23 protein-coding genes, 1 tRNA gene and 1 riboswitch are annotated in these 23,724 nt (G+C 32.4%); of the genes, 13 read left to right on the plus strand and 11 right to left on the minus strand.

Translation table 11 applies throughout. From position 1 onward, the window contains the following. The first annotated feature begins 9 nt into the window (after positions 1 to 9). The 4 genes from FEM21_RS12670 to FEM21_RS12685 all read left to right on the plus strand — a co-directional run bounded on the left by FEM21_RS12670 (position 10) and on the right by FEM21_RS12685 (position 3,732). Positions 10 to 348 carry a PadR family transcriptional regulator gene (locus FEM21_RS12670; protein ID WP_035660882.1) on the plus strand — a complete coding sequence of 113 codons (339 nt, stop codon included), beginning with the start codon at positions 10 to 12 and terminating at the stop codon, positions 346 to 348. Further along, on the plus strand, positions 345 to 2,036 hold the full coding sequence (locus tag FEM21_RS12675) for a PspC domain-containing protein (protein WP_035660887.1): 1,692 nt from the start codon (positions 345 to 347) through the stop codon (positions 2,034 to 2,036). Before FEM21_RS12670 ends, FEM21_RS12675 begins: the two co-directional genes overlap by 4 nt. Positions 2,037 to 2,038: 2 nt before the next feature. After that, the gene (locus FEM21_RS12680; protein WP_035660891.1) at positions 2,039 to 2,818 is read left to right on the plus strand and encodes a head GIN domain-containing protein; all 780 of its coding nucleotides are present in this window, start codon (positions 2,039 to 2,041) and stop codon (positions 2,816 to 2,818) included. Positions 2,819 to 2,904: 86 nt separating this feature from the next. Next, positions 2,905 to 3,732, plus strand: a complete 828-nt coding sequence (locus FEM21_RS12685; RefSeq protein ID WP_035661007.1) for a GIN domain-containing protein — start codon at positions 2,905 to 2,907, stop codon at positions 3,730 to 3,732. 73 nt (positions 3,733 to 3,805) lie between these two features. On the opposite strand, the gene trxB is transcribed toward FEM21_RS12685, so the two are convergent. The 3 genes from trxB to FEM21_RS12700 form a co-directional block, all read right to left on the minus strand. Then, positions 3,806 to 4,753 (minus strand): thioredoxin-disulfide reductase, encoded by a 948-nt coding sequence (gene trxB, locus FEM21_RS12690; protein WP_035660894.1) that lies wholly within the window; start codon positions 4,751 to 4,753, stop codon positions 3,806 to 3,808. Between the two features lie 215 nt (positions 4,754 to 4,968). Next, a complete protein-coding gene (locus FEM21_RS12695) occupies positions 4,969 to 5,961 on the minus strand; it encodes a cobalamin-independent methionine synthase II family protein (protein WP_035660898.1) in 993 nt (330 codons plus the stop codon). Positions 5,962 to 6,000: 39 nt separating this feature from the next. After that, positions 6,001 to 7,014, minus strand: a complete 1,014-nt coding sequence (locus FEM21_RS12700; protein ID WP_035660901.1) for an NAD-dependent epimerase/dehydratase family protein — start codon at positions 7,012 to 7,014, stop codon at positions 6,001 to 6,003. Between the two features lie 161 nt (positions 7,015 to 7,175). Continuing rightward, a riboswitch (cobalamin riboswitch) is annotated at positions 7,176 to 7,360 on the minus strand. Between the two features lie 171 nt (positions 7,361 to 7,531). Between FEM21_RS12700 and FEM21_RS12705 the strand changes: the two genes are divergently transcribed. Continuing rightward, positions 7,532 to 7,993, plus strand: coding sequence for an Lrp/AsnC family transcriptional regulator (locus FEM21_RS12705; RefSeq protein WP_035660904.1), 462 nt, complete (start codon positions 7,532 to 7,534; stop codon positions 7,991 to 7,993). A gap of 104 nt (positions 7,994 to 8,097) precedes the next feature. Here the strand turns inward: FEM21_RS12705 and FEM21_RS12710 are convergent. Then, positions 8,098 to 8,172, minus strand: a tRNA-Pro gene (locus FEM21_RS12710). A 201-nt stretch (positions 8,173 to 8,373) separates the two neighbouring features. Between FEM21_RS12710 and FEM21_RS12715 the strand changes: the two genes are divergently transcribed. From FEM21_RS12715 to FEM21_RS12745, 7 genes are all read left to right on the plus strand, one after another. After that, a complete protein-coding gene (locus FEM21_RS12715) occupies positions 8,374 to 9,141 on the plus strand; it encodes a ParA family protein (RefSeq protein ID WP_035660908.1) in 768 nt (255 codons plus the stop codon). Between the two features lie 4 nt (positions 9,142 to 9,145). Then, positions 9,146 to 10,045, plus strand: coding sequence for a ParB/RepB/Spo0J family partition protein (locus FEM21_RS12720; RefSeq protein WP_035660911.1), 900 nt, complete (start codon positions 9,146 to 9,148; stop codon positions 10,043 to 10,045). Then, the gene (locus tag FEM21_RS12725) at positions 10,045 to 10,605 is read left to right on the plus strand and encodes a DUF5683 domain-containing protein (protein ID WP_035660914.1); all 561 of its coding nucleotides are present in this window, start codon (positions 10,045 to 10,047) and stop codon (positions 10,603 to 10,605) included. Before FEM21_RS12720 ends, FEM21_RS12725 begins: the two co-directional genes overlap by 1 nt. A 55-nt stretch (positions 10,606 to 10,660) precedes the next feature. Next, positions 10,661 to 11,362 carry a 4-hydroxy-tetrahydrodipicolinate reductase gene (dapB, locus tag FEM21_RS12730; protein WP_035660917.1) on the plus strand — a complete coding sequence of 234 codons (702 nt, stop codon included), beginning with the start codon at positions 10,661 to 10,663 and terminating at the stop codon, positions 11,360 to 11,362. A 34-nt stretch (positions 11,363 to 11,396) separates the two neighbouring features. Next, positions 11,397 to 12,974: a signal peptidase I gene (gene lepB / locus FEM21_RS12735; RefSeq protein WP_035660920.1), complete on the plus strand. Its 1,578-nt coding sequence runs from the start codon at positions 11,397 to 11,399 to the stop codon at positions 12,972 to 12,974. A 38-nt stretch (positions 12,975 to 13,012) separates the two neighbouring features. Further along, entirely contained in the window at positions 13,013 to 14,590 is a 1,578-nt protein-coding gene (gene lepB / locus FEM21_RS12740; RefSeq protein WP_035660923.1) for a signal peptidase I, read from the plus strand. Positions 14,591 to 14,664: 74 nt separating this feature from the next. Next, the gene (locus tag FEM21_RS12745) at positions 14,665 to 15,285 is read left to right on the plus strand and encodes a WbqC family protein (protein WP_035660927.1); all 621 of its coding nucleotides are present in this window, start codon (positions 14,665 to 14,667) and stop codon (positions 15,283 to 15,285) included. 40 nt (positions 15,286 to 15,325) lie between these two features. Here the strand turns inward: FEM21_RS12745 and FEM21_RS12750 are convergent, their stop codons facing one another. The 6 genes from FEM21_RS12750 to FEM21_RS12775 form a co-directional block, all read right to left on the minus strand. Beyond that, on the minus strand, positions 15,326 to 16,372 hold the full coding sequence (locus FEM21_RS12750; protein WP_035660930.1) for an endonuclease/exonuclease/phosphatase family protein: 1,047 nt from the start codon (positions 16,370 to 16,372) through the stop codon (positions 15,326 to 15,328). A gap of 44 nt (positions 16,373 to 16,416) precedes the next feature. Beyond that, a complete protein-coding gene (locus FEM21_RS12755; RefSeq protein ID WP_035660933.1) occupies positions 16,417 to 17,289 on the minus strand; it encodes a rhomboid family intramembrane serine protease in 873 nt (290 codons plus the stop codon). Positions 17,290 to 17,318: 29 nt separating this feature from the next. Beyond that, a complete protein-coding gene (locus tag FEM21_RS12760) occupies positions 17,319 to 18,131 on the minus strand; it encodes a rhomboid family intramembrane serine protease (RefSeq protein ID WP_035660936.1) in 813 nt (270 codons plus the stop codon). Further along, positions 18,128 to 20,026, minus strand: a complete 1,899-nt coding sequence (gene mutL / locus FEM21_RS12765) for a DNA mismatch repair endonuclease MutL (protein ID WP_035660939.1) — start codon at positions 20,024 to 20,026, stop codon at positions 18,128 to 18,130. The genes FEM21_RS12760 and mutL overlap by 4 nt, the downstream gene beginning before the upstream one ends. 164 nt (positions 20,027 to 20,190) lie before the next feature. Further along, on the minus strand, positions 20,191 to 20,766 hold the full coding sequence (ribH, locus tag FEM21_RS12770) for a 6,7-dimethyl-8-ribityllumazine synthase (RefSeq protein WP_035660943.1): 576 nt from the start codon (positions 20,764 to 20,766) through the stop codon (positions 20,191 to 20,193). 106 nt (positions 20,767 to 20,872) lie between these two features. Then, the gene (locus FEM21_RS12775) at positions 20,873 to 21,649 is read right to left on the minus strand and encodes a tetratricopeptide repeat protein (protein WP_035660946.1); all 777 of its coding nucleotides are present in this window, start codon (positions 21,647 to 21,649) and stop codon (positions 20,873 to 20,875) included. Between the two features lie 246 nt (positions 21,650 to 21,895). Here FEM21_RS12775 and recF point away from each other — a divergent pair, with 246 nt between their 5' ends. Continuing rightward, positions 21,896 to 22,975, plus strand: a complete 1,080-nt coding sequence (recF, locus tag FEM21_RS12780; RefSeq protein ID WP_035661009.1) for a DNA replication/repair protein RecF — start codon at positions 21,896 to 21,898, stop codon at positions 22,973 to 22,975. A gap of 110 nt (positions 22,976 to 23,085) precedes the next feature. On the opposite strand, the gene FEM21_RS12785 is transcribed toward recF, so the two are convergent. Then, positions 23,086 to 23,568, minus strand: a complete 483-nt coding sequence (locus FEM21_RS12785) for a hypothetical protein (protein WP_152547405.1) — start codon at positions 23,566 to 23,568, stop codon at positions 23,086 to 23,088. Positions 23,569 to 23,724 lie beyond the last annotated feature (156 nt).

Here is a 23,724-nt window from a genome sequence, read left to right on the forward strand (position 1 = left end):
TGACATATCATGAACATTGAAAACACAAAAGCACAGATGCGTAAAGGTGTTCTCGAGTTTTGCATCTTATCAGTTTTAAAAGAAAAAGATGCTTATACATCCGAAATATTAGAAACCTTAAAAAACGCAAAATTATTAGTTGTTGAGGGAACAATTTATCCTTTGCTAACACGACTAAAAAACGACGAACTACTAACCTATCGCTGGGAAGAATCTACTTCAGGACCGCCACGTAAATACTATGGACTAACTGAAACCGGACAAATTTTCTTAAACGAACTCAATGGCACTTGGACTGAATTATCAAATGCTGTAAATTTAATAACAAATCAAAACAAAGAGTCATGAACAAAACTGTAAATATAAACCTAGGCGGTATGTTCTTTCATATAGACGAAGATGCATACCAAAAATTATCCCGCTATTTTGACGCTATAAAACGTTCTCTTACTAATTCTTCGGGTCAGGATGAAGTAATTAAAGATATCGAAATGAGAATTGCTGAATTGTTAAACGAAAAACAAAAAAGCGACAAACATGTAGTAGGTTTAAAAGAAGTAGATGAAATAATCGCAATTATGGGACAACCCGAAGATTACATCATCGAAGACGAACCAAAATCGTATGACAATAAGTACCAACATACCGCAACTTACAAATCAAAAAAATTGTACCGCGATGGCGAAAAAGGAATACTGGGCGGTGTGGCTGCTGGTTTAGGTCATTATTTTGGTATTGATACGGTTTGGATTAGAGTTGTTTTACTTTTATTAGTTTTTGCTGGTTTTGGAACAGGAATCATTGCTTATATCATTCTTTGGATTGTAACTCCCGAAGCAAAAACTACTTCTGAAAAAATAGAAATGACTGGAGAACCGGTAAATATTTCGAATATTGAAAAAAAAGTTAGAGAAGAATTTGAAAGTGTTTCGGAGAAAATTAAAAATGCAGATTACGATAAATACGGTAATCAGATAAAAAAAAATGCTTCGAATGTAGGGAATTCATTAGGCAATTTTATTCTAAGCGTTTTCAAAATCATAGCTAAATTCCTAGGAATAATCCTAATCATTACAGGAATAGCAACATTATTAGGTTTACTAATAGGTATTTTTACTTTTGGAACTAATACTTTCGTTGATTTTCCGTGGCAGGGTTTTGTAGAAACGAGCAATTTCACTGATTATCCTATCTGGACTTTTGGTTTATTGATGTTTTTTGCCATCGGGATTCCTTTCTTTTTCCTGACATTATTAGGATTCAAATTATTAGCTCCTAATACAAAATCGATTGGGTCTGTTGCCAAATATACTTTGCTGGCGCTTTGGATCATCGCTATTGCCTTAGCCGTTTCATTGGGATTAAAACAAGCTTCAGCCTTTGCAATGGACGGCCGTGTAGTTAAAAAAGAAGCCTTAACTATTCCGATACAGGATACTTTGCAAATTAAATTTGTACACAATGATTATTATGCAAAAGATATCGATGATCGTTCAGAGTTTAAAATCACTCAGGATGCAACCAATAATGATGTTATCTATTCGAATGAAGTTCGTTTTCAAATAAAAAAATCAAACGAAAATCATTCTTACATCCAAATCGAAAAAGAATCAAAAGGAAAATCATTTGCAGAAGCCAAAGAAAAAGCAGAACAAATTCGTTACCAATATAAAATTGTGGGCAATCAATTAATTTTCGATAACTATTTACTAACTAATTTAAAAAATAAATTCAGAAATCAAGAAGTAGAAATTACTATATTTTTAACCGAAGGAACTATTTTCAAAATTGATTCAAGTGCACGTCATTATAATCAGTCTGATAATGATTTTTTTGATTTTGAAGATGATATTGATAATCCGTTGTACAAAGTAGGCTATTCTGAAGTATCTTGTTTAAACTGTTCTTACAGCGAATATTCTAATGTGACTTTGACAACTAGCAGGAATGTAGAAATTACAACAAAAAATGACAGCGTAAACAGTCATTCCCGATTAAAAATAGGTAAAGATGGTATCATTATTAAAACCAATTAATCATGCAAAAAACTAAATTCATTAGCTGTATTTTGTTCTCTTTTGTACTATTGTCTTTTACTTCCTGCATTAATTGTGAAAGAGATGAATCGATAAAAACCATAAAAACGTCTGAAAATGTTACACATGAATCCAGACATTTTAACGAGAGTTTCAATAAAATTAAGGTGAGCAGTGACATTCAAGTTATTATCGAACAAGGAAAAAATACCGAAGTTACGGTTGTTACCAATGAAGATTTTCAAAAACGCATCAGCACAAAAGTAGAAAATGGTACTTTATACATTTCGAACAGCACCAGTAAAACTACTTTTTCAGTTTTTGGATACAAAAGCACTAAAATTTATGATGCAGCAACTAAAAAAGTCATTATTAAAACCCCATCACTAACCGAATTAGAAGCCAATGCAGCTTCGAAAATTGAAAGTAAAGGAATTTTAAGAGGCAACTCAATTACACTAAAATCATCGAGTGCCAGTCATATAAAACTGCAATTAGAATTCGAAAAAATTATTGCCGAATCCAGCAGTGCCAGTAAAATTGAATTGGAAGGAATGGCGCTTGAATTAATTGCAAATGCATCAAGTTCCAGTAAAATTGATGCCGATGATTTACTTGCAAATTTGGTGACAGCAGAATCTTCGAGTGCTTCAAAAATTAGTACCCATCCTATTGTGAGTCTAAAAGCCGAAGCCAATAGTGCTGGCGAAATTAAGTACAATTCGCTTCCTAAACAATTACAACAAAGCACTAACTCAGGTGGAAGCATCAAACAAGATTAACATAAATTATCTTTAAAATACTAAGAATCGCTCTCTCACAAGGAGCGATTTTTTTATATTTGCAGGCAACCTAAATAAAAATGATTATGAAAAAAATCAGTATACTTCTTTTAGTCTTTTTATCTACAACCATCGTTTTTGCACAGAAAAAAGAAAAAATAAGCGGTTCTAAAAATGTTGCTACAAAGCAAAAAAATATAGGCAATTTTAGTGCGATTGAAGTCGAAGATAACTTTGAAATTTCTTTAGAAAGAGGTGAATATCCCGAAATAAAAATTGAGAGTGATGATAATCTTATGGATATCATTGATATTGAAGTTAATGATGGTGTATTGCATTTATCAACTTCTAAAAAAGTAACAAAAAGTAAAGCTTTAAAAATAAAAGTTACTTACACGGCTGAATTAAATAGCATTACGGCAAAAAATGATGTTGTAATTAAAGCCATTCAGGAAATCCAAAATGAGCAAATTAGTATCAAATCATTCGATAATTCGAAACTTTTCATCAATGCCAATACAAAGAATTTTACATTAGAAGCTGATGGAAATTCGAAAATTGAACTGAATTTAAAAAGCGAAAAAGCGAAAATTGCACTAACTAAAAATTCCGAAATAAAATCGCTGGTAACAACTACTGATTTGGCATTTGATATGTACCAAAAAACGAAAGCTAAAATTGAAGGACAAGCCGTTACGAGTACCATTCGATTAGAAAATAATGCTGAACTGGAAGCTTCTAAATTAGAAATTGGCAGCATTAATTTATTCGCCGAAGGTCAGAGTAAAAGTGCTGTAAATGCTATAAAAAACATCAACATTAGTGCCAATGAAAAATCAGAAATAGATTTGTATGGTCTTGCAAAAATCGAAATGAAACAATTTATTGATAAAGCAAAATTATCGAAGAAATAATCGTTTTAAAATTGCATAAAAAAAGCTGTTTCAAGTTCATGAAACAGCTTTTTTTATTTTGAAAATAGGCTAATTATTCTTTAGCTGCCAAATATCTTTCGGCATCAAGAGCAGCCATACAACCAGTTCCCGCAGCAGTAATTGCCTGACGATAAACGTGATCAGCAGCATCACCAGCAACAAAAACACCTTCAACATTAGTTTTTGAAGTTCCCGGAGTATTGATAATATAACCTGTTTCGTCTAAATTTAGATAATCTTTAAAAATATCTGTATTAGGTTTGTGACCAATAGCCACGAAAAATCCAGTTGCAGGAATATCATAAGTTTCATTTGTAGTTTTGTTAAATACTTTGATTGCTTCTACCACCTGATTATCTCCTAAAACTTCCACTGTATCGTGATTTAATAAGATTTCGATATTTTCAGTTTTACGAACACGCTCTTCCATGATTTTTGAAGCTCTGAATTTCTCGCTTCTTACTAACATGGTTACTTTTTTACAAAGTTTAGATAAATAATGTGCTTCTTCACAAGCTGAATCTCCTGCTCCTACAATCACTACTTCCTGATTTCTATAGAAAAATCCATCACAAACCGCACAAGCCGAAACTCCGCCTCCCATTTGTAAATAATGTTGTTCAGACGGTAATCCTAAATATTTAGCCGAAGCTCCGGTAGAGATAATTACCGTTTCGCAATGCAATTCGATTTTATCATTAATCCATACTTTATGAATATCTCCTGAAAAATCAACTTTAGTTGCCCATCCATCACGAATATCAGCACCAAAACGTTGTGCCTGCTGTTGCAACTGAATCATCATTTCCGGACCTGTAACTCCATCAACATATCCAGGGAAATTTTCTACCTCATTTGTAGTAGTCAATTGTCCACCTGGTTGCATTCCTTGGTATAATATTGGATTCATATTAGCTCTGGCTGCATAAATTGCTGCAGTATAACCTGCAGGACCAGAACCTATGATAAGACATTTTATTTTTTCGATTGTATCAGACATAATAATTTAGGTTTAGTTTTTAAAACAGCACAAAAATAAGTTTTTATTATTGGATAACTAAATATGATTAATCAGTTTTTATTATCTTAACATAATTATCTTTAATCTCAACTCAATCTTTTAATTACAAATTTTCTCTATTCTATAAATGAAAAAGTCTGTTCGAAAATTCCTTTCCAAACAGACTTTTATACAACTTTTTTAAGTCTTACTTTTTATGACAACGTTTTAGAAGCTTCTACTAAACGTTTCAACTTGGCATGCGTAATTTCGATAGGAACGTGTCCAAAACCACATTCGCTTGTCAAAATCAAACGCTCCGCCGGAAAATAATCCAAAGCTGGTCTAATACGCTCACGAATTTCCTCCACAGATTCTAATTCATCACTACGCTGATCGATAACTCCTAAAGCCAAATCTCCTTTGAAATCCCAAATATCGAATAATTCCAACATATTGTAGCTAAGTGTACAATGCTCTAACATCAATTCGTCAACAGGAACGGCTTTAAAAGCTTCCACTAAATCAGTGTATTTAGTAAAATAAACTCTTTTTCTTCTTGGATTTCCACCGCAAACATGCAATCCTATGCGTATTTTTTTAGGTAATGATTCGATTAATTCATTAAGAATTTCAGCAGCCCAAAGACTTTCTTCCGGAGATTCAGTCCACATAGGTTCATCAAATTGTACATGCTCACATCCTAAATTGATAGCCTCTACAATTTCTTCTCTCAACACATTAGCCCAGGCACGGCATAAAGACTGTGCATCAGGATACAAATCTTTACGTTCGTTAACACTAAAACGGTACAAAACGTGAGGTCCTGTTACGGTTAATTTCACATCAACCCCTCCCGGAGCAGCATCGCGGGCAATTTTCCAGTTTCTGGCAGTTCCAAAACGTGGGTTTTTAAGTTCGCCAATAACTCTTGGACATTCAATTCCGAAACCGGCTGTACCGAAAGTAACTTTTGGCATATCTTCGAAAGTAATACCATCAATACGTTTTTGGTAGAAATAATACATATTTTCACGGTATCCTTCTCCGTCAGTAATAGTATCTAATCCTAAATCGGCTTGGTCTTTAGCAGCCCATTTGATATAATTATCTACTTCTTCCTGATTCATAACCGGTCGTTTCATTGTATCTTCCAATTTTTCCGGACGGGGATAACTTCCCACTACTGTATTGCGAAATCCTGACATATCATATAATATTTAAAAATCAATAAATGTAAAACTTTTTTAATAATTGAGCTGTAATTGCCTGTTACGGGCTTCCTCAATTTGTGTACTTATTCCGTCTTTTAATGATCGTGGAATAAAGTCAATTTCTTCTTCTAAACGGCTGCTATCACAACGATCGATTAATGAAGTACGCGGAACACTTTCTTCAAAATCATATTCAGCTTCAGGAACAATGCTTTGAACAGTCTGCATTAACTCTTCAGCTGTTACAGAATGTCCTCCATTGTTATAAGCAAAATGATTCAATTTTGGTTTTAGAGCCAAACGTACAAACTGCTCTGCTACATCATCCACATAAATCCAACAGTCGCGGGAATCTTTCGAAAAAGGTAATTTTACTTTTTTACCAAGTGCGGGATTTGTAGCAAATTCGCAAGCCCAAAGAACCGATCCTCTCATGCGTCCATCGCCATAAACAATAGGCGGACGCATTGCTGCAATACTCACTCCTTTGTTTTTAATATACTTTTGGGCTGTAAACTCGTTAAGCATTTTCATCACTCCATAAGTGTAAAAATGATCATCAAGAGAGCAATAATCTTCTTCTTTTACCGCATAATTTTCGTCACCATAAGCGCTGTGTTTAGCTCCATAAATGGTTTCGCTACTCGCAAAAACCAAACGAGCTAATTTATGATCGAATACCATATCAAACATATTAATCATTCCTAACATGTTGACAGAAGCACCACGATGATGATCAGCTTCAACCTCGGCACTCATCAGATAAGCCAAATGAATGACATGAGTTATATCAGCGAATTGAGCAAATACATTCTTAACCTCATCTCGGTTTGAAACATCAAGATTAATAAATGAAGTTTGTTCAATTTGTTTCTTTATTTCGGCAAGTTTCGTCTCATCTTTTTGATGTTTTAAAAGCGCTATTTGTTTTGTCCATTCTATATTTAAACTCAAATCGGCAACTACTACGGGAATTTTACGCTCCCATAAATTAACTACTACGCGTGCTCCAATAAATCCTGTACCTCCAGTAACTAAAAATTTCATAAAATTGTTTTTATGTTTGTGTTAAACAGTTTTGTTGAAATGTTAAGCGAAAAAGTGGGAAGAAAATGTGAATAGATAAATAGTGATACAAGAAACCTAACTATTTTCTGAGTATCTATATAAAACACATTGATCTGACCTAAGCTTCATATCGCGAAAGCATTGTCTATACGGATTAGGCAGGTATCCTGACTTGTAACAGTTTTTATCGTCCTTCCCGCTTTTAGCAGTGGAGCACTTGGATAAAACCTTTTAAATGTTACTTACAGTTGCGCGACAGTTCGTGATTTACACACGATTCCCTTTTAATTTACAGCTAAGTAAAACCGAATCCAATCGAAAAAATATATAAGAAACTAAATCTTTCAACTAGTTTAATATTCTATGCAAAGTTAATCCATATACACAAATAACTAAACAATAACGTTAAATAAGACTTTTTAACCACAAAAACCCATATTAAAGCATTATTAACTTTTTTATAGGTATTTTTGACATCATAAAAGATTTTTACGCCATGGAAGAACTGGATACAATAGACTTACAATTATTAAAAATACTAGGAAATAATTCTAATCAAACCATTAAAGAGTTAGCCTTGCAGGTAAACTTGTCACCAACACCAGTATTACAACGTGTAAAAAGATTAGAAAACAATGGTTACATTAAAAAATACATTGCTTTACTCGATTATGAAAAATTCAGCCATGGATTTATCGTTTTTTGCAATATAAAACTCAAACAACATGATAAAAACATTGGTCACAATTTTGTGGAAGATATCATGAAAATAGACGAAGTAATCGAATGTTATAATGTTTCCGGAGATTATGATTTTATTCTGAAAGTATTTGCCAGAGACATGAAACATTATCAGAATTTCGTATTTAACAAACTAGGTTCCGTGGAAAGTATTGGCAGTACGCACAGTTCTTTTGTAATGGCGGAGATTAAAAACCTACATAATATAAGTCTATAAATCCCAAATTTTGAAAGTACTAAATCCCAATTGCTCAAAAATCTGAAAAATTTGTCTCAGACAAAAATTAAAAAAGCCGTTTCAAAATTGAAACGGCTTTTTTGTCGGGGTGGCAGGATTCGAACCTGCGGCCTCCTGCTCCCAAAGCAGGCGCGATAACCGGGCTACGCTACACCCCGTAACGCGGGTGCAAATATACAACTCTTTTTTGCTTATGCAAGCTATAAATCAAAAATAAAATTTCATTTTTAAAATTAGCCAGAATTACGAACCAGATTTTCTCAAAACACCACAAATCAAGCTTTAACAAATGTTAACAAAATAGATTTTCAGAAACCATAATAAATTGTATTTTTACCGTTCAAAATTATAGAAAATAAATGGGTAAAATCATCGCGATTGCTAATCAAAAAGGAGGCGTTGGAAAGACTACAACATCTGTAAATCTTGCCGCTTCCCTAGGTGTTTTAGAAAAGAAAGTATTATTAATAGATGCTGATCCTCAAGCTAATGCCAGCTCTGGGTTAGGTATTGATGTAGAAACTGTAGAAATTGGTACTTACCAAATTCTGGAACACAGTAATACACCAAAAGAAGCTGTTATAACATGTTCAGCTCCAAACGTAGATGTTATCCCTGCTCATATTGACCTTGTGGCTATCGAAATTGAATTAGTAGACAAGGAAAATAGAGAATACATGCTTAAAAAAGCATTAGAAAGCGTAAAAGACGAATATGATTATATCATTATTGACTGTGCTCCTTCTCTAGGTTTATTAACCTTAAATGCTTTAACAGCCGCTGATTCAGTAGTTATTCCTATTCAATGTGAATATTTTGCATTAGAAGGTTTAGGGAAATTATTAAATACAATAAAGAGTATCCAAAAAATTCATAATCCTGAATTAGACATCGAAGGTTTATTATTAACCATGTATGATTCGAGATTACGCCTGTCAAATCAGGTAGTTGAAGAAGTTCAAAAGCATTTTAACGATATGGTTTTTGAAACTATCATTCAACGAAATGTAAAATTAAGTGAAGCTCCTAGTTTTGGCGAAAGCATTATAAACTATGACGCTACGAGCAAAGGTGCAACTAATTATTTACACCTGGCTCAGGAAATCATAAAGAAAAACATTCAATAATTGTATGACAAAAGCGATAAAAAAACAGGCTTTAGGAAGAGGTTTATCAGCATTATTAAAAGATCCGGACAACGATATTAAATCTGTAGACGATAAAAATGCAGATAAAGTTGTTGGGAATATTATTGAACTTGAAATTGAATCTATTGAAATAAATCCGTTTCAGCCCAGAAGCAATTTCAATGAAGAATCTTTAAAAGAATTAGCTACTTCGATCAAAGAATTAGGCGTAATTCAACCTATTACTGTTCGAAAATTAGACTTTAATAAATACCAGTTAATTTCCGGAGAACGCCGTTTGCGTGCTTCTAAATTAATAGGTCTTGCCACTATTCCTGCTTACATCAGAATTGCTAATGACAATGAATCATTAGTAATGGCATTGGTAGAGAACATTCAGCGTCATGACTTAGATCCTATTGAGATTGCGCTTTCGTACCAACGTTTAATGGACGAAATCCAGTTAACTCAGGAACAAATGAGCGAGCGTGTGGGAAAAAAACGTTCTACAATTGCTAACTATTTACGCCTTTTAAAACTGGATCCGATTATTCAAACTGGTATTCGCGACGGTTTTATTAGTATGGGACACGGTAGAGCAATTATTAATATCGAAGATTTAGATGCACAAACTGATATTTATCAAAAAATTGTAAGTCAGAATCTTTCTGTTCGTGACACCGAAGCTTTGGTTAAAAATTATCACGATAGTTTAAAACCAAAACCTGCTGTAAAAGCAAAAGCAGCTTCTTTTGACATTGATGATAGTCAGAAAAAGATTTTCAATAACTATTTTGGAAACTTAGTTGATATTAAAGTAGCGACTAACGGAAAAGGGAAAATTACGATTCCATTTCAGTCTCAAGACGATTTTAATCGAATAATCGAATTAATCAAGGGATAGTGAATAAATTTATTTCCATAGCACTATTTCTTATTATTTTAAGCAATACCGCTGCATTGGCACAAAAAAAAGCCGAATCAGATGAAGTTGCTCAGGATACTTTAAAGTCAATAGATATTGATCCGTTAACTCCCGCCAAAGCAGCATTTTATTCAGCTGTTATTCCTGGTTTGGGTCAGGTTTATAATAAAAGATACTGGAAAGTTCCTTTGGTTTATGGTGCTATAGGAACGAGTCTTTATTTTTATTTAGACAGTAATAAAAAGTACCATCAATTTAGAGATGAATACAAACGCAGATTAGAAGGAAAACCCTCTGCAGAATATGACTATTTGGATGATTCCAGATTAATTTCGGCACAAAAATTCTATCAGCGTAATCGTGATTTATCTTCTTTATTTGTCGTTGGTTTTTATGTTCTCAATATTATTGATGCCAATGTTGATGCAGCTTTAATGCAATTTAACGTAGACGATCGATTATCGATAAAGCCTACTATTTATCAAAACAATCTTAACTATAAAACTAATGTAGGGCTAAACCTTAGTTATAACTTTTAATCGAATACAAAAAAATTGACACACTCAATTTTTTAATAATTTAATACAATACACAATGAAAATCGCGCTTTTAGGATACGGAAAAATGGGTCAGGTAATTGAAAGAATTGCTCTGGAAAGAGGTCATGAAATTGTTTTGAAAAAAGACGAATTCAACACTTACGACGGACTTTCAAATGCTGATGTTGCTATTGATTTTAGCGTTCCTATGGCAGCCGTTGATAATATTTCAGCTTGTTTCAACAACAATGTTCCTGTAGTTTCAGGAACTACAGGATGGTTAGACCGTTATGACGAAATGATTGCTTTATGCAAAGAAAAAAATGGTGGTTTCATTTCGAGCTCAAACTTTAGTTTAGGAGTAAATTTATTCTTTGGTCTAAACGAATATTTAGCAAAAATGATGGCTAACATTGACGGATATAATGTTAGTATGGAAGAAATTCATCATATCCATAAATTAGATGCACCAAGCGGAACAGCCATTTCATTAGCGCAAGGTGTTATTGAAAACACTAAATATAAAAACTGGACTCTTGAAAACGGAACTGAAAATGACATTCATATCGAAGCGGTTCGTACAGGTGAAGTTCCGGGAACACATACTGTAACCTATGATTCCGGTATTGACAGTATCGAAATTAAGCATACTGCACACAACCGTGAAGGATTTGCTCTTGGAGCAGTAATCGCTGCCGAATGGTTAGCCGGAAAACAAGGAATTTTCAGCATGAGAGATGTGCTTAACATTCAATAATCCAACAAAAATTAATCTTTAATTTAAAAGAACTATGACACTATATCAATGGTTTGTATTTTTTCTTATTATTCAAGTTGTTCATTTTTTAGGAACTTGGAAACTATATGAAGCAGCAGGAAGAAAAAAATGGGAAGCTGCAATACCTGTATATAATGCTATTGTTTTGATGAAAATCATCGGCCGACCTACATGGTGGACTTTATTGCTTTTTATTCCAATTATTAACCTGATTATGTTTCCGGTTATTTGGGTAGAAACATTAAGAAGTTTTGGAAAAAACAGTCAGCTTGACACTATTTTAGGAATTGTAACTTGCGGATTATACATCTATTATATTAATTATACTCAAAAATTAAACTACAATAGAGATAGAAATTTAGATTCAAAAAACAAATCAGCCGATACAGTAAGTTCTTTATTATTTGCTATAATAGTAGCCACTTTAGTCCATACTTATTTTATACAACCTTATACAATTCCAACTTCTTCATTAGAAAAATCATTACTAGTAGGTGATTTTCTTTTTGTGAGTAAAGTAAATTATGGAGCCCGAGTTCCTATGACAACAGTTGCTTTACCAATGGTGCATGACTCTATTCCTATGCTTAAAAGGAAATCGTATTTAAGTTGGCCACAATTACCTTATTTAAGATTACCGGGAATTGAAGATCGTATTGAACGTACTGATATAGTTGTTTTTAACTGGCCAGTTGATACCGTTTACAAATTCCGCCAAGCTATCGGAATACCTGGTATTATCAAACCTATTGATAAGGAATCAAATTATGTAAAACGTTGTGTGGGTATTCCTGGCGATAGCTTAGCAATAAAAGACGGAACTATTTATATTAATGGAAAGGTTTTACAACTTCCAGAACGTGCTAAACCTCAATTCTCATATGCAGTAGGAATTGACACTAAAAATCCTCCTGCTAATTTAGAAAATCTAATTAGAGAAATGGATATTACAGATGGTGTAGGCATTAATGATTCGAGAGATACTATTTATTTTAGAGCATTAACTGCTGCAGGAGCTGAAAGATTAAAAAATACTTCAGGAGTAACTATTGTCAAAAGACAAATTTCACGAGGACCAGAAGCTGGCATTTTTCCTCACATAAATAAATGGAATGCAGATAATTTTGGTCCAATTTACATTCCACAAAAAGGAAAAACAGTTGCACTTACATTAGAAAGTTTACCTTTTTACGAAAGAATTATCACCACATATGAAAAGGATGACAACGGTAATCCAAATGACTTAAAAGTTACTGGAAACGAAATTAGATTAAAAGGAAAAGTAATTAATAGCTATACGTTTAAACAGGATTATTACTGGATGATGGGAGACAACCGCCATAATTCTGAAGATAGTCGTTACTGGGGTTACGTTCCTGCAGATCATATCGTAGGAAAACCTGTTTTCATCTGGATGAGTTGGGATACTAACGGAAAAGGAATAAATAAAGTACGTTGGGACAGAGTTTTCACAACTGTAAGTGGCGAAGGTCAGCCACAATCTTATTTCAAAATTTTCTTAATTCTGTTAGGTATATTCTTCGTTGGTGAATATTTTTGGAAAAAAAGAAAAGAGAAAAATAACATATAGTTTATATTCAAAGTTCATAAAGTTGTAATAAAATTATCATGACACTAACCCAGTGGTTTATTTTTTTTCTCATAATTCAAGTAGTTCATTTTTTAGGAACTTGGAAATTATACAAAGCCGCTGGTAGAAAAAGCTGGGAAGCTGCAATACCTGTATATAATGCTATTGTTTTGATGAAAATCATCGGTCGGCCTACATGGTGGACTTTATTGCTTTTTATTCCAATTATTAACCTGATTATGTTTCCGGTTATTTGGGTAGAAACATTAAGAAGTTTTGGAAAAAACAGTCAGCTTGACACTATTTTAGGAATAATAACTTGCGGATTATATATCTATTACGTTAATTACACTCAAAAATTAAATTACAATAGCGATCGAAATTTAGATTCAAAAAACAAATCCGCCGATACAGTAAGTTCTTTATTATTTGCCATAATTGTTGCTACTTTAGTACATACTTACTTCATACAACCTTACACAATACCAACTGCTTCATTAGAAAAATCATTATTAATAGGCGATTTTTTATTTGTGAGCAAATTCAACTATGGTGCTAGAGTACCAATGACAACAGTTGCTGCTCCAATGGTTCATGACACTATACCTTTCTTTAATATTAAATCCTATCTTCCTAAACCTCAACTTCCCTATTTAAGATTTCCTGGTTATCAAAAAATAAACAATAATGATATTGTTGTTTTCAATTGGCCTACAGATACTTTATTCAACATGTATCTTCCTGCTGATAAAAAATATTATAAACCTATTGATAAAAAAACAAATTATGTAAAACGTTGTGTAGGAATTCCTGGTGACAGTCTGGAGATAAAAAGTGGAATTGTTTTTATCAATGGAAAAGAATTAATTTTACCTGAAAGAGCAAAACCTCAATATTCCTACCATGCAGTTTATGATGGTAAAACACCAATTGATTTCGAATATTTGTTAAAAGAATTAAATGCAACAGACGGAGCATCTTTCATAAATAGCTCAAGAGATACTTTAATAATATACGCATTAACTTTTTCCGGAGCGGAAAAACTTAAAAAAGTACCTGGAATTACTTCTGTAACCAGAATAATTAATAACGGTTCTGAAGACGGAATTTTTCCTGATTTTAAGGACAATAAACCTTCTATAACAAACAATTGGTCTAATGATAATTTTGGTCCAATTTATATACCAAAAGCAGGAGAAACTGTAAATTTAGATTTAAAATCTTTACCATTTTATCGAAAAATTATTTCTGAATACGAAGGAAACACTTTGGATGTAAAAGATAACATAATTTATATAAATAATAAAAAAGTAACAACTTATACATTTAAACAAAATTATTACTGGATGATGGGCGATAATCGCCATAATTCACTAGATGCACGTTATTTTGGCTATACTCCTGAAGATCACATTGTAGGAAAACCAATATTTATCTGGATGAGTTGGGATTCTAATGCAAAAGGATTAAACAAAATACGGTGGAACAGAATTTTTACAACCGTTAACGGTGAAGGTCAACCACAATCTTATTTTAAAATATTCCTAATTCTACTGACCGTTTTCTTTATAGGAGAATATTTTTGGAAAAAAAGAAAAGAAAAAAAACAATACTAGAAGTTTATAATATTAGATCTAAAATGAATCTGTAATTAATATTAGTTTTAATCCAATAGCACCAAAACAAACAAATGAAAACCTTATTACATCCTTCTTATTTCCCATCGATTAGTCATTTTGTTGCCATGTTGCAATCAGAAAGTATCGTATTTGAAATGGAAGATAATTTTCAGAAACAAACTAATAGAAACCGAACTTATATTTATAGCCCAAACGGAATTCAGCTATTAAATATTCCTATAAAACATTCTAAAACCAGTCATCAAAAAACAAAAGATATTCAGGTTGAAAATGATTTTGACTGGCAAAAACAACATTTTAAATCATTGGAAGCAGCTTATAGAAGTTCGCCTTTCTTTGAATTTTTCGAAGATGATTTTGTTCCTTTTTTCGAAAAAAAGCATACTTTTTTAATGGATTTGAATTTTGATGCACTTGAAATTATCTCAAAATGTATGCGTACCAAATTCAATTTCGAAACTACCACCGAATATTTCCATGAAGTAGATTCGAATGAAATTAAGGATTATCGTTTTTTAGTAAACGGAAAAAAAGACACTTCGGTATTCGAATCTTACACTCAGGTTTTTGATGACAAACATGGTTTCATCAATAATTTAAGCATTTTAGACTTGCTTTTTAACGAAGGAAAATTTACCGTAGATTATTTAAAATCACAGCAATTAAGATAGTATATTTTTGGAATTTTAAAGATTAGAATTTGCTCTAAATTTATTCAATCGAAAGTTTAGCCATTATTGGGTAATGATCGGAATTATCAAATTCTGGAAAAGTTTCAAATTTTTTAACGGTCATTGTTTTGTCGGCAAAAATATAATCAATTCGCGCCGGATAATACTTAAATCGGTAGGTTTTACCAAAACCTTTCCCTGCTTCTTCAAATCCGTCTTTTAAAGGACCTTTAATGATGCGATACACATAAGAAAAAGCACTGTTATTCATATCTCCGCAAATAATTACCGGATAATGACATTGCTTTAAATTCTCTCGCAAAATCTCTGCTTGTTGCTGTTGTTGCTTAAAAGCTTTACTTATTCGAATAAACATCATTTGCGATTTCTCTTTGTTCATTACATCAATATGTTCTGAAATTTCGTTAACATCTGGCGAAATTTTAATCGATTGCAAATGCATATTATACACCCTGATAATATCTTTTCCTTTCTTTATATCGGCATAAACCACACTATTGCTCGAATTAGGAAATGAAATTTTCCCCTGATCAATTATTGGAAATTTAGAAAATATAGCCTGCGAGGTTTTAATTTGGTTTCCTTCGGTAAAAATAGTTCGGTGTGGGAATACTTTTAAATCAACATGAGCTGAATTTGAATATTCCTGAACACATAAAATATCCGGGTTTTTATCATTTATAAACTCCAAAATAGTTTCCGGAATATCTGATTTATCCTGCCATTTGAATAAATTGAACAAACGAACATTATAACTCATTACCACAAAATCCTTGTCACTTGGCGGATACTCTTTAGCCGAAAACTTATAAAATTTATTGATAAAAGTAATTCCCATCAGGAGAACCAATCCCGACATTATCATTCTTTTTTTGAATTGAATAGCCCAATACACAAAAAAAAGACTGTTCAAAATAAAGAACAATGGCATAAACAAAGTCAGTACCGACAAAAAAGGGAATATTTTTGGCGCCAAAAAAGGCAGCACATAAGCGATAAAAGTAACGACTATAAGAACAATGTTTAAGAAAAACATTCCTCTGTTAAACCACGAAAGATTTTTCATTTTTATTTACATCTAAAAGTAAAACCCTAATACATTCAGAACTATTATTTTCCTGATTTGAATAAAAAATCCTTTTCCTCTTTTGTTAAACTATCATAACCTGACTGACTAATTTTATCTAAAATCTCATCAATTTGCTGTTGTACCTTATCTTTTGTCACAATTCTGGAAGTACGTTTTTCTACAGGCTTTTTAGTATAATTTCTATGTACTTTTTTAAATGGTGTTGACGGCTGTCTTCTAAAACTATTAGCAAAAAAATCAATAATTTTAGTAATAAAGATACTCATATCTGTACCGTTTTGCAATGCTTTAATATACACAAATCCAAAAAAAGCTCCTGCCAAATGCGAAATATGTCCACCCATGTTATCCAAACGCAATTGAACCAAATCTAGTATTATCAATACCGCCGCTATATGCCACAATTTTACATTTCCTATCAACAACAAACGCACCTGCATTAAGGGCTGATAAACGGTAACTGCAACTAAAACAGCCATAATCGCTGCCGAAGCTCCAACCATAGCCGAAGTTATATTTAAAAAATAATAACTGGCAACAAAAATAATCCCAGCAAAAACAGCTCCTAAAATATAAAGACCTAAAAACTGTTTTTGAGTAAAAAAAGTCAAGAACAACTGGCTGGCAAAATTAAGAACTAACAAGTTGAATAATATGTGGAAAAAGTCAGAATGAAAAAAAGAATAACTAATAATGGACCAGGGTTTCCATAAAAAATCAGATGGATTAGACGACAAACTTACATATTCAAGTACATTGACATCAATAGTAAATAGCAACAATATCTTAGGTAAAACAAATGAAATCAAGAAACAGGCAATATTCCAATAGATCAATCGCTGAGCTACTCCTCCTAGTTTGTATTGCAATTTTAAATCGTCTAAAATTCCCATTTCTTAATTATTAAATTTTACTTTTTCTATTAATTCCAACGATTGTCATTAAACTGATTTTTCTTCCAATACCACATAATCAGGAAACCAACTATTGCACCACCTAAATGAGCAAAATGAGCAATTCCGCTAGCTCCACCGAAAATAGATTGTCCAGTAACGCCTGAATACAAATCAAAAACTAAAAGTCCAGGCACGAAATATTTGGCTTTTATAGGTATTGGGATAAACATTAAAGCTAATTCAGCATTAGGAAACATAACAGTAAAAGCGATTAAAAGCCCATAAATTGCACCTGAGGCTCCAACCATAGGGATTTGAACTTGTTGGGCTGCTTTATACAGCGCATTAAATGAATCCTGATTTAACAAATTTAATTTTGATGAGCTTTCTAAAATTACTCTTATTTCTTTTTCAAATAAATCTGGTCTATAATTATCTCCATCACTAATAGTTGCATTCAAAATTTGCCTAAGTGTACTTTCTGAAAGATTTAAATATGTTGTATCATTTAATAAATGTTGAATTTCTAAATGATTTATTCCTAGTTGCACTAAAGCTGCTCCTAAACCACAAGAAATATAAAAGAATAAAAACTTTTGACTACCCCAAAAATGTTCTAATGCTGAACCAAAAGAATATAAAGCAAACATATTGAAAAAAATATGCATATATCCCCCATGCATAAACATATGGGTAAAAAGTTGCCAAATTTTAAAAAAATCATCTTCAGGATTATATAATGCTAAATACTGATTAGATATTGGAACCAATAAAGAGCCAATAAAAAATATTATATTGATTATTAACAACTGCTTAACAGTAGGTGTGATATTCATCATAGTGCAAATTTTTTATCTATATCTTCCACACGCATGGTAATGAAAGTTGGTTTTTGAAAAGGAGAAACATTAGGATCTTTGCAGGCAAAAAGTCCGTTTACTAAATTTTCTTGTTCTTTTATTGTTAAACTTGTTCCCGTTTTTACAGCTAAACTCTTTGCCATCGACTTAGCAATAGTATCGTTTTGACTAAAACTATTCTCCGGAATTCCATCTTGCAAATCACTTAATAATTGTTCCAAAACGATAGAAACCTCGCTTTCGGTAACATTTACCGGAATTCCTGAAATTACTACGTGATCATCATTGGTTTCTTCGAATACAAATCCTGTATTGACTAACGAAAGTTTTAATTCTTCGATTAATTCCATTTCGTTAACCGAAAAATATAAATTCAACGGAAACAACAATTGTTGGCTCGATGCCTGATGCACCGTCATATTAGTCAAAAATTGTTCGTACAAAACCCGCTGATGCGCGCGCTGTTGATCAACAATAACCATTCCTGATTTTATAGGCGAAACAATATATTTTTTATGAATTTGATATACATTCTGAACTGCATGCTCTACTTCTTCATCATTAAATAACGAAGCGGTAACTTCTTCGCTTTCGAATGAAAATTCGGTGTTTTCAGTTGTAAAATCAGTTTCAACTTCTTGTTTTAAACCCACATACAAGCTTTCCCAACTGGCAGTTTGTGCAGGTTTTTTATAAGCAAAAGCCGAACCCGAATTTGAACTTGAACTTGAATTAGACCCCGAATAATGTTTATTGACTTTATCATCAGAAAACGGATTAAAAGTTCGATCAACTTCAATCGTAGGTGTTGCTCCTTCTAAATCCTTGTAATGATAAGGTGTATCTAAATTAGCGTCTCTTTCGAAATCCAAAACCGGCGCGACATTAAACTGTCCTAAACTGTGCTTTATTGAAGCTCTTAAAATAGCATACAAAGCACTTTCGTCATCAAATTTGATTTCGGTTTTAGTAGGATGAATATTGATATCAATTGAATTAGGCGGAACCGATAAATATAAAAAATAGCTCGGTTGTGCTCCATCTTTCAAAATTCCGTCGTAAGCCGCCATCACCGCATGATGCAAATAACCGCTTTTTATAAATCGGTCATTGACAAAGAAAAACTGCTCTCCCCTATTTTTCTTAGCAAATTCAGGTTTGCTTACAAATCCCTGGACCGTTACAATCTCCGTATCTTCCTGAACGGGAACTAATTTTTCATTGGTTTTGCCCGAAAAAACATTCACCACACGTTGTCTTAAAGTCGAAATAGGTAAATTATACATTTCGCTTCCATTGTGATAAAAAGTAAAATGAATATTAGGATGAGCCAAAGCTACACGCTGAAATTCATCCATAATATGGCGGTATTCTACCGTATCTGATTTTAAGAAATTGCGTCGGGCAGGAATATTAAAAAATAAATTTTTAATAGCAAATGAAGTCCCTTTAGGCAATACCGCCGATTCCTGAGAAACAAATTTACTTCCTTCAATAACTATTTGTGTTCCTAATTCTTCCTGATCCTGCTTGGTTTTCATTTCTACATGAGCAATCGCCGCAATAGAAGCCAAAGCTTCACCTCGAAAACCTTTGGTGTGCAAAGAAAACAAATCTTCGGCATGACGAATCTTAGAAGTAGCGTGACGTTCAAAACATAAGCGCGAATCTGTAACGCTCATTCCTTTTCCATTATCGATTACCTGAACCAATGATTTCCCCGCATCTTTGATAATCAATTTAATATCTGTTGCATTAGCATCGACAGCATTTTCAAGCAGTTCTTTGACCACCGAAGCAGGTCTTTGAACCACTTCTCCGGCAGCAATTTGGTTAGCAACATGATCAGGAAGTAATTGAATGATACTCGACATTTTTTTGTATTCGTTTTCAGTAATTAGTATTTAGAAAATAACCAAGCCCAGCAAATTTAATAAATTTCGGCTGGCTTTCCTGCTTTTACAATTCATAAATAAAACAAAAAAACCTATACTATTTGGCTAGAATAGTATAGGTTTCATTTTGAATTATTTAGTATTTACTCTTTTAATTCTAATGGTGTTCCTTCATCTAGCTGTAATGCTCCTGAAGTCAACAAATTCTGATTAGCATAATCGTGTGTCAATGAAGCCTGTTGACGAATGTATGCCATTTTTATTGCTGCAATAGCAGCTTCAGTTCCTTTATTCCCGTGAATCCCTCCACTTCTGTCAATAGATTGCTGCATCGTATTATCGGTCAAAACACAAAAGATTACCGGAATATCTGTTTGTACATTCAGGTCTTTAATTCCTTGTGTTACGCCTTCACAAACAAAATCAAAATGCTTAGTTTGTCCCTGAATTACACAGCCTATTACAATAACGGCATCAACTTTTTGAGTTTGCAACATTTTTTTTGCACCATAAATCAACTCAAAACTTCCAGGAACATTCCATCTGATGATATTTTGAGCAGGAACTTCATTGTCTAAAAAAGCATCTTCTGCACCTTTATACAAACCTTCTGTTATTGTATCATTCCACTCTGAAACTACTACTCCAAAACGGAAATCTTTTGCACTAGGAAGTGTGCTTTTATCATAAACGGACAAATTTTTATTAATCGTTGCCATATAAATTAGTATTATTTTTAGAATATGAATTTAAAAATAAAAATTGGTGATTACAAGTCTTTCTATCCTTGTAATCACCAATTTTTAAAAAACTTAACTTTATAATTTATTGAGATAATCCTATCAATCCATCAACAGTAGCGCCTTCTGGAGTATTCTCATAGTTCTCTTTAATATCTGTAAAATATTTCAAAGCTTCTTCTTTTTTTCCTAATGCCAAAGCTGTTTTTCCTGCTTTCAATAAGAAACGAGGCGTTGTAAAATCATTTTTATTTGATTCAGCCGCTTTTACATAATTTTCTAAAGCTTCTTTAGGTTGCTTGTTTTCAGAATAAGCATCACCAATAGCTCCTTTTGCCAAAGCACTCAATACAATATCATCCGATTTGAATTTGCTTAAATAATCAATAGCTTCAGTATATTTTCCAGTGTTTAAGTAAGCAACACCAGCATAATAATTAGCTAAATTTCCTGCCGAAGTTCCTGAATATTCACTTGCAATTTTAACGAATCCAAATTTCCCTTCAGAACCATTTAATGCTAATTTGTACAATGAATCACTTGCAACACCATTAGCTGCTTGTTCAAAATTTTGTTGAGCAACAAACATTTCGCTGGCTGCTTCATCCTCTTTAGGGCCGGCAACAAATTTTTGATAAGCTACATAACCTACAGTAAATAAAGCGATGGCTCCTACTATACCAATAATAATTTTTTGATTTTTAGCAACCCAGTCTTCCGTTTTTGATGCAGTTTCGTCTAATTTAGAAAAAACCTCAGCTGTTGTACTGTTTTTTTCATCAATTACTACTTGTTCTTCAACTGCTTCTTTTACTTCTTTTTCTTTTGGTGCTTTATATCCTCTTTTATTATATGTAGCCATTTAAAAATAATTTAGTGAACCGCAAAAATAAAATTTTTATTCAAACCCACACATAAAAACTGATATTTTATATCTAAATCGAAAATATTTTTATTTTGCCTTTTTTTCTATAAATTCAATCGTAAACTTTTTAACATAGAAAAGCACCAAAAGTCTTTTATATGGATATTTTTCAATAATTTGCGGTCGTTTTTAAAATCACCAACAAAAACAGCAAATACCTCAATTCCAGCAGACCTTACAACAATGTATCTAAAAAAAATTTCGTTATTCAATTATAAAAATTTTTCAGAAGCCAATTTTGAATTCGATGGCAAAATCATCTGTTTTGTAGGTAAAAATGGAATTGGGAAAACCAATGTTTTAGATGCTATTTACCATCTGTCTTACGGAAAAAGCTATTTCAATCCGCTGGCAGTTCAAAACATTAAACACGGCGAAGAGTTTTTTGTAATTGATGCCGAATTTATCAAAAACGAAAGAAGCGAACAGCTGGTTTGCAGCCTGAAAAAAGGACAAAAAAAAGTATTAAAACGTAACGGAAAAGCTTACGACAAATTCTCAGATCATATTGGATTTATTCCGCTGGTTATTATTTCTCCCGCCGACAGGGATTTAATTATTGAAGGCAGTGAAACCCGCCGAAAGTTTATTGATAGTATCATATCCCAACTCGACGCGCAATATTTACAGCAATTGATTCAATACCAAAAAGTAATGAGTCAGCGTAATGCTTTATTGAAATATTTTGCTTTGAATCATGTTTTTGACAATGACACGCTTTCTATATATAATGAGCAACTCGACGATTTTGGGAAATACATTTTCGAAAAGAGGAAAGCATTCATTGCCGAGTTTATTCCTATTTTTAACGAACATCATCATGCTATTACAGGTTCACAGGAATCGGTTCAATTAGTATATGAAAGTCATTTGTTCGAAAAAGATTTATTGACACTTTTACAGGAAAACATCAATAAAGACAGAGCTTTACATTACACCAGCATGGGAATTCACAAGGACGATTTGTCTTTTGAGATTGACAATCATCCTATCAAGAAATTTGGTTCTCAAGGTCAGCAAAAATCCTTTTTAATTGCTTTAAAACTAGCTCAATTTGAATTCCTAAAAAAACAAAGTGGCGTAAAACCTATACTTTTATTTGATGATATTTTTGATAAACTAGACGAAACCCGTGTTGCTAAAATTGTCGAAATGGTCAATTCAGATACTTTTGGACAACTTTTTATTTCAGACACCCATCCGGAACGCACCGAAGCCATTGTAAAATCAACATTACAATCTTATAAGATATTCAACTTATAATTTTAAAAAGCTATTTTGCAAAAAATCAGAAACAGCTCATTCTAAAAACTTAAAAAAAGCTGTTTGAATTTTCAAACAGCTTTTTTTTAAGAATATGAATAATTAGAAAATTATTCTTTTATCATTCCAGTTCCAATCATTTGAAGCTTTCCTGAAATAACAATACTAGCTGTATTATTTGGAGCCGTCCTTACCGTTTCAGAATCATTTGCAACACCAATAGAAATTGTTAATTGATTGTTACTGATAATAACTTTATCGGTAGCAATTTTAGAACTAGGCTTTTCTTGCTTTTTTATAGTTATTACATAGCTATCATCAACAGAAGAGTCAACTGTACCAGTATATTCTCTATCAACATTTAAATCTCCTTTAACTTTAATAGTAGCATTATTGCCCGATTTTAAAACTGTAACTTTCGCATTATAGATATACCCTAAAGCTGTTTGAGGATCATCAGTTACTTGAATATTTCCAGAAAATGTACCAAGATTATCTGAACCTGAGTCTGTATTAGAATCATCATCACTACTACATCCAGACAACATTACTACCAATAGACATACAAAAATTTTACTGAGATTTTTTTTCATTTTTTAAAATTTTAAAATTTAACGTAATTTTTTTAATACAATTAAAACTAATAAATTTTAAATATATTGCCTGCCTTTATTAACTTTCATTAACATTACATATAAAACAAATCAAATTCTATCGTTTTTCACTATTTTTGATTTTATTAAAAATTC

This window comes from Flavobacterium seoulense (assembly GCF_000695795.1).
GTDB lineage: Bacteria > Bacteroidota > Bacteroidia > Flavobacteriales > Flavobacteriaceae > Flavobacterium > Flavobacterium seoulense.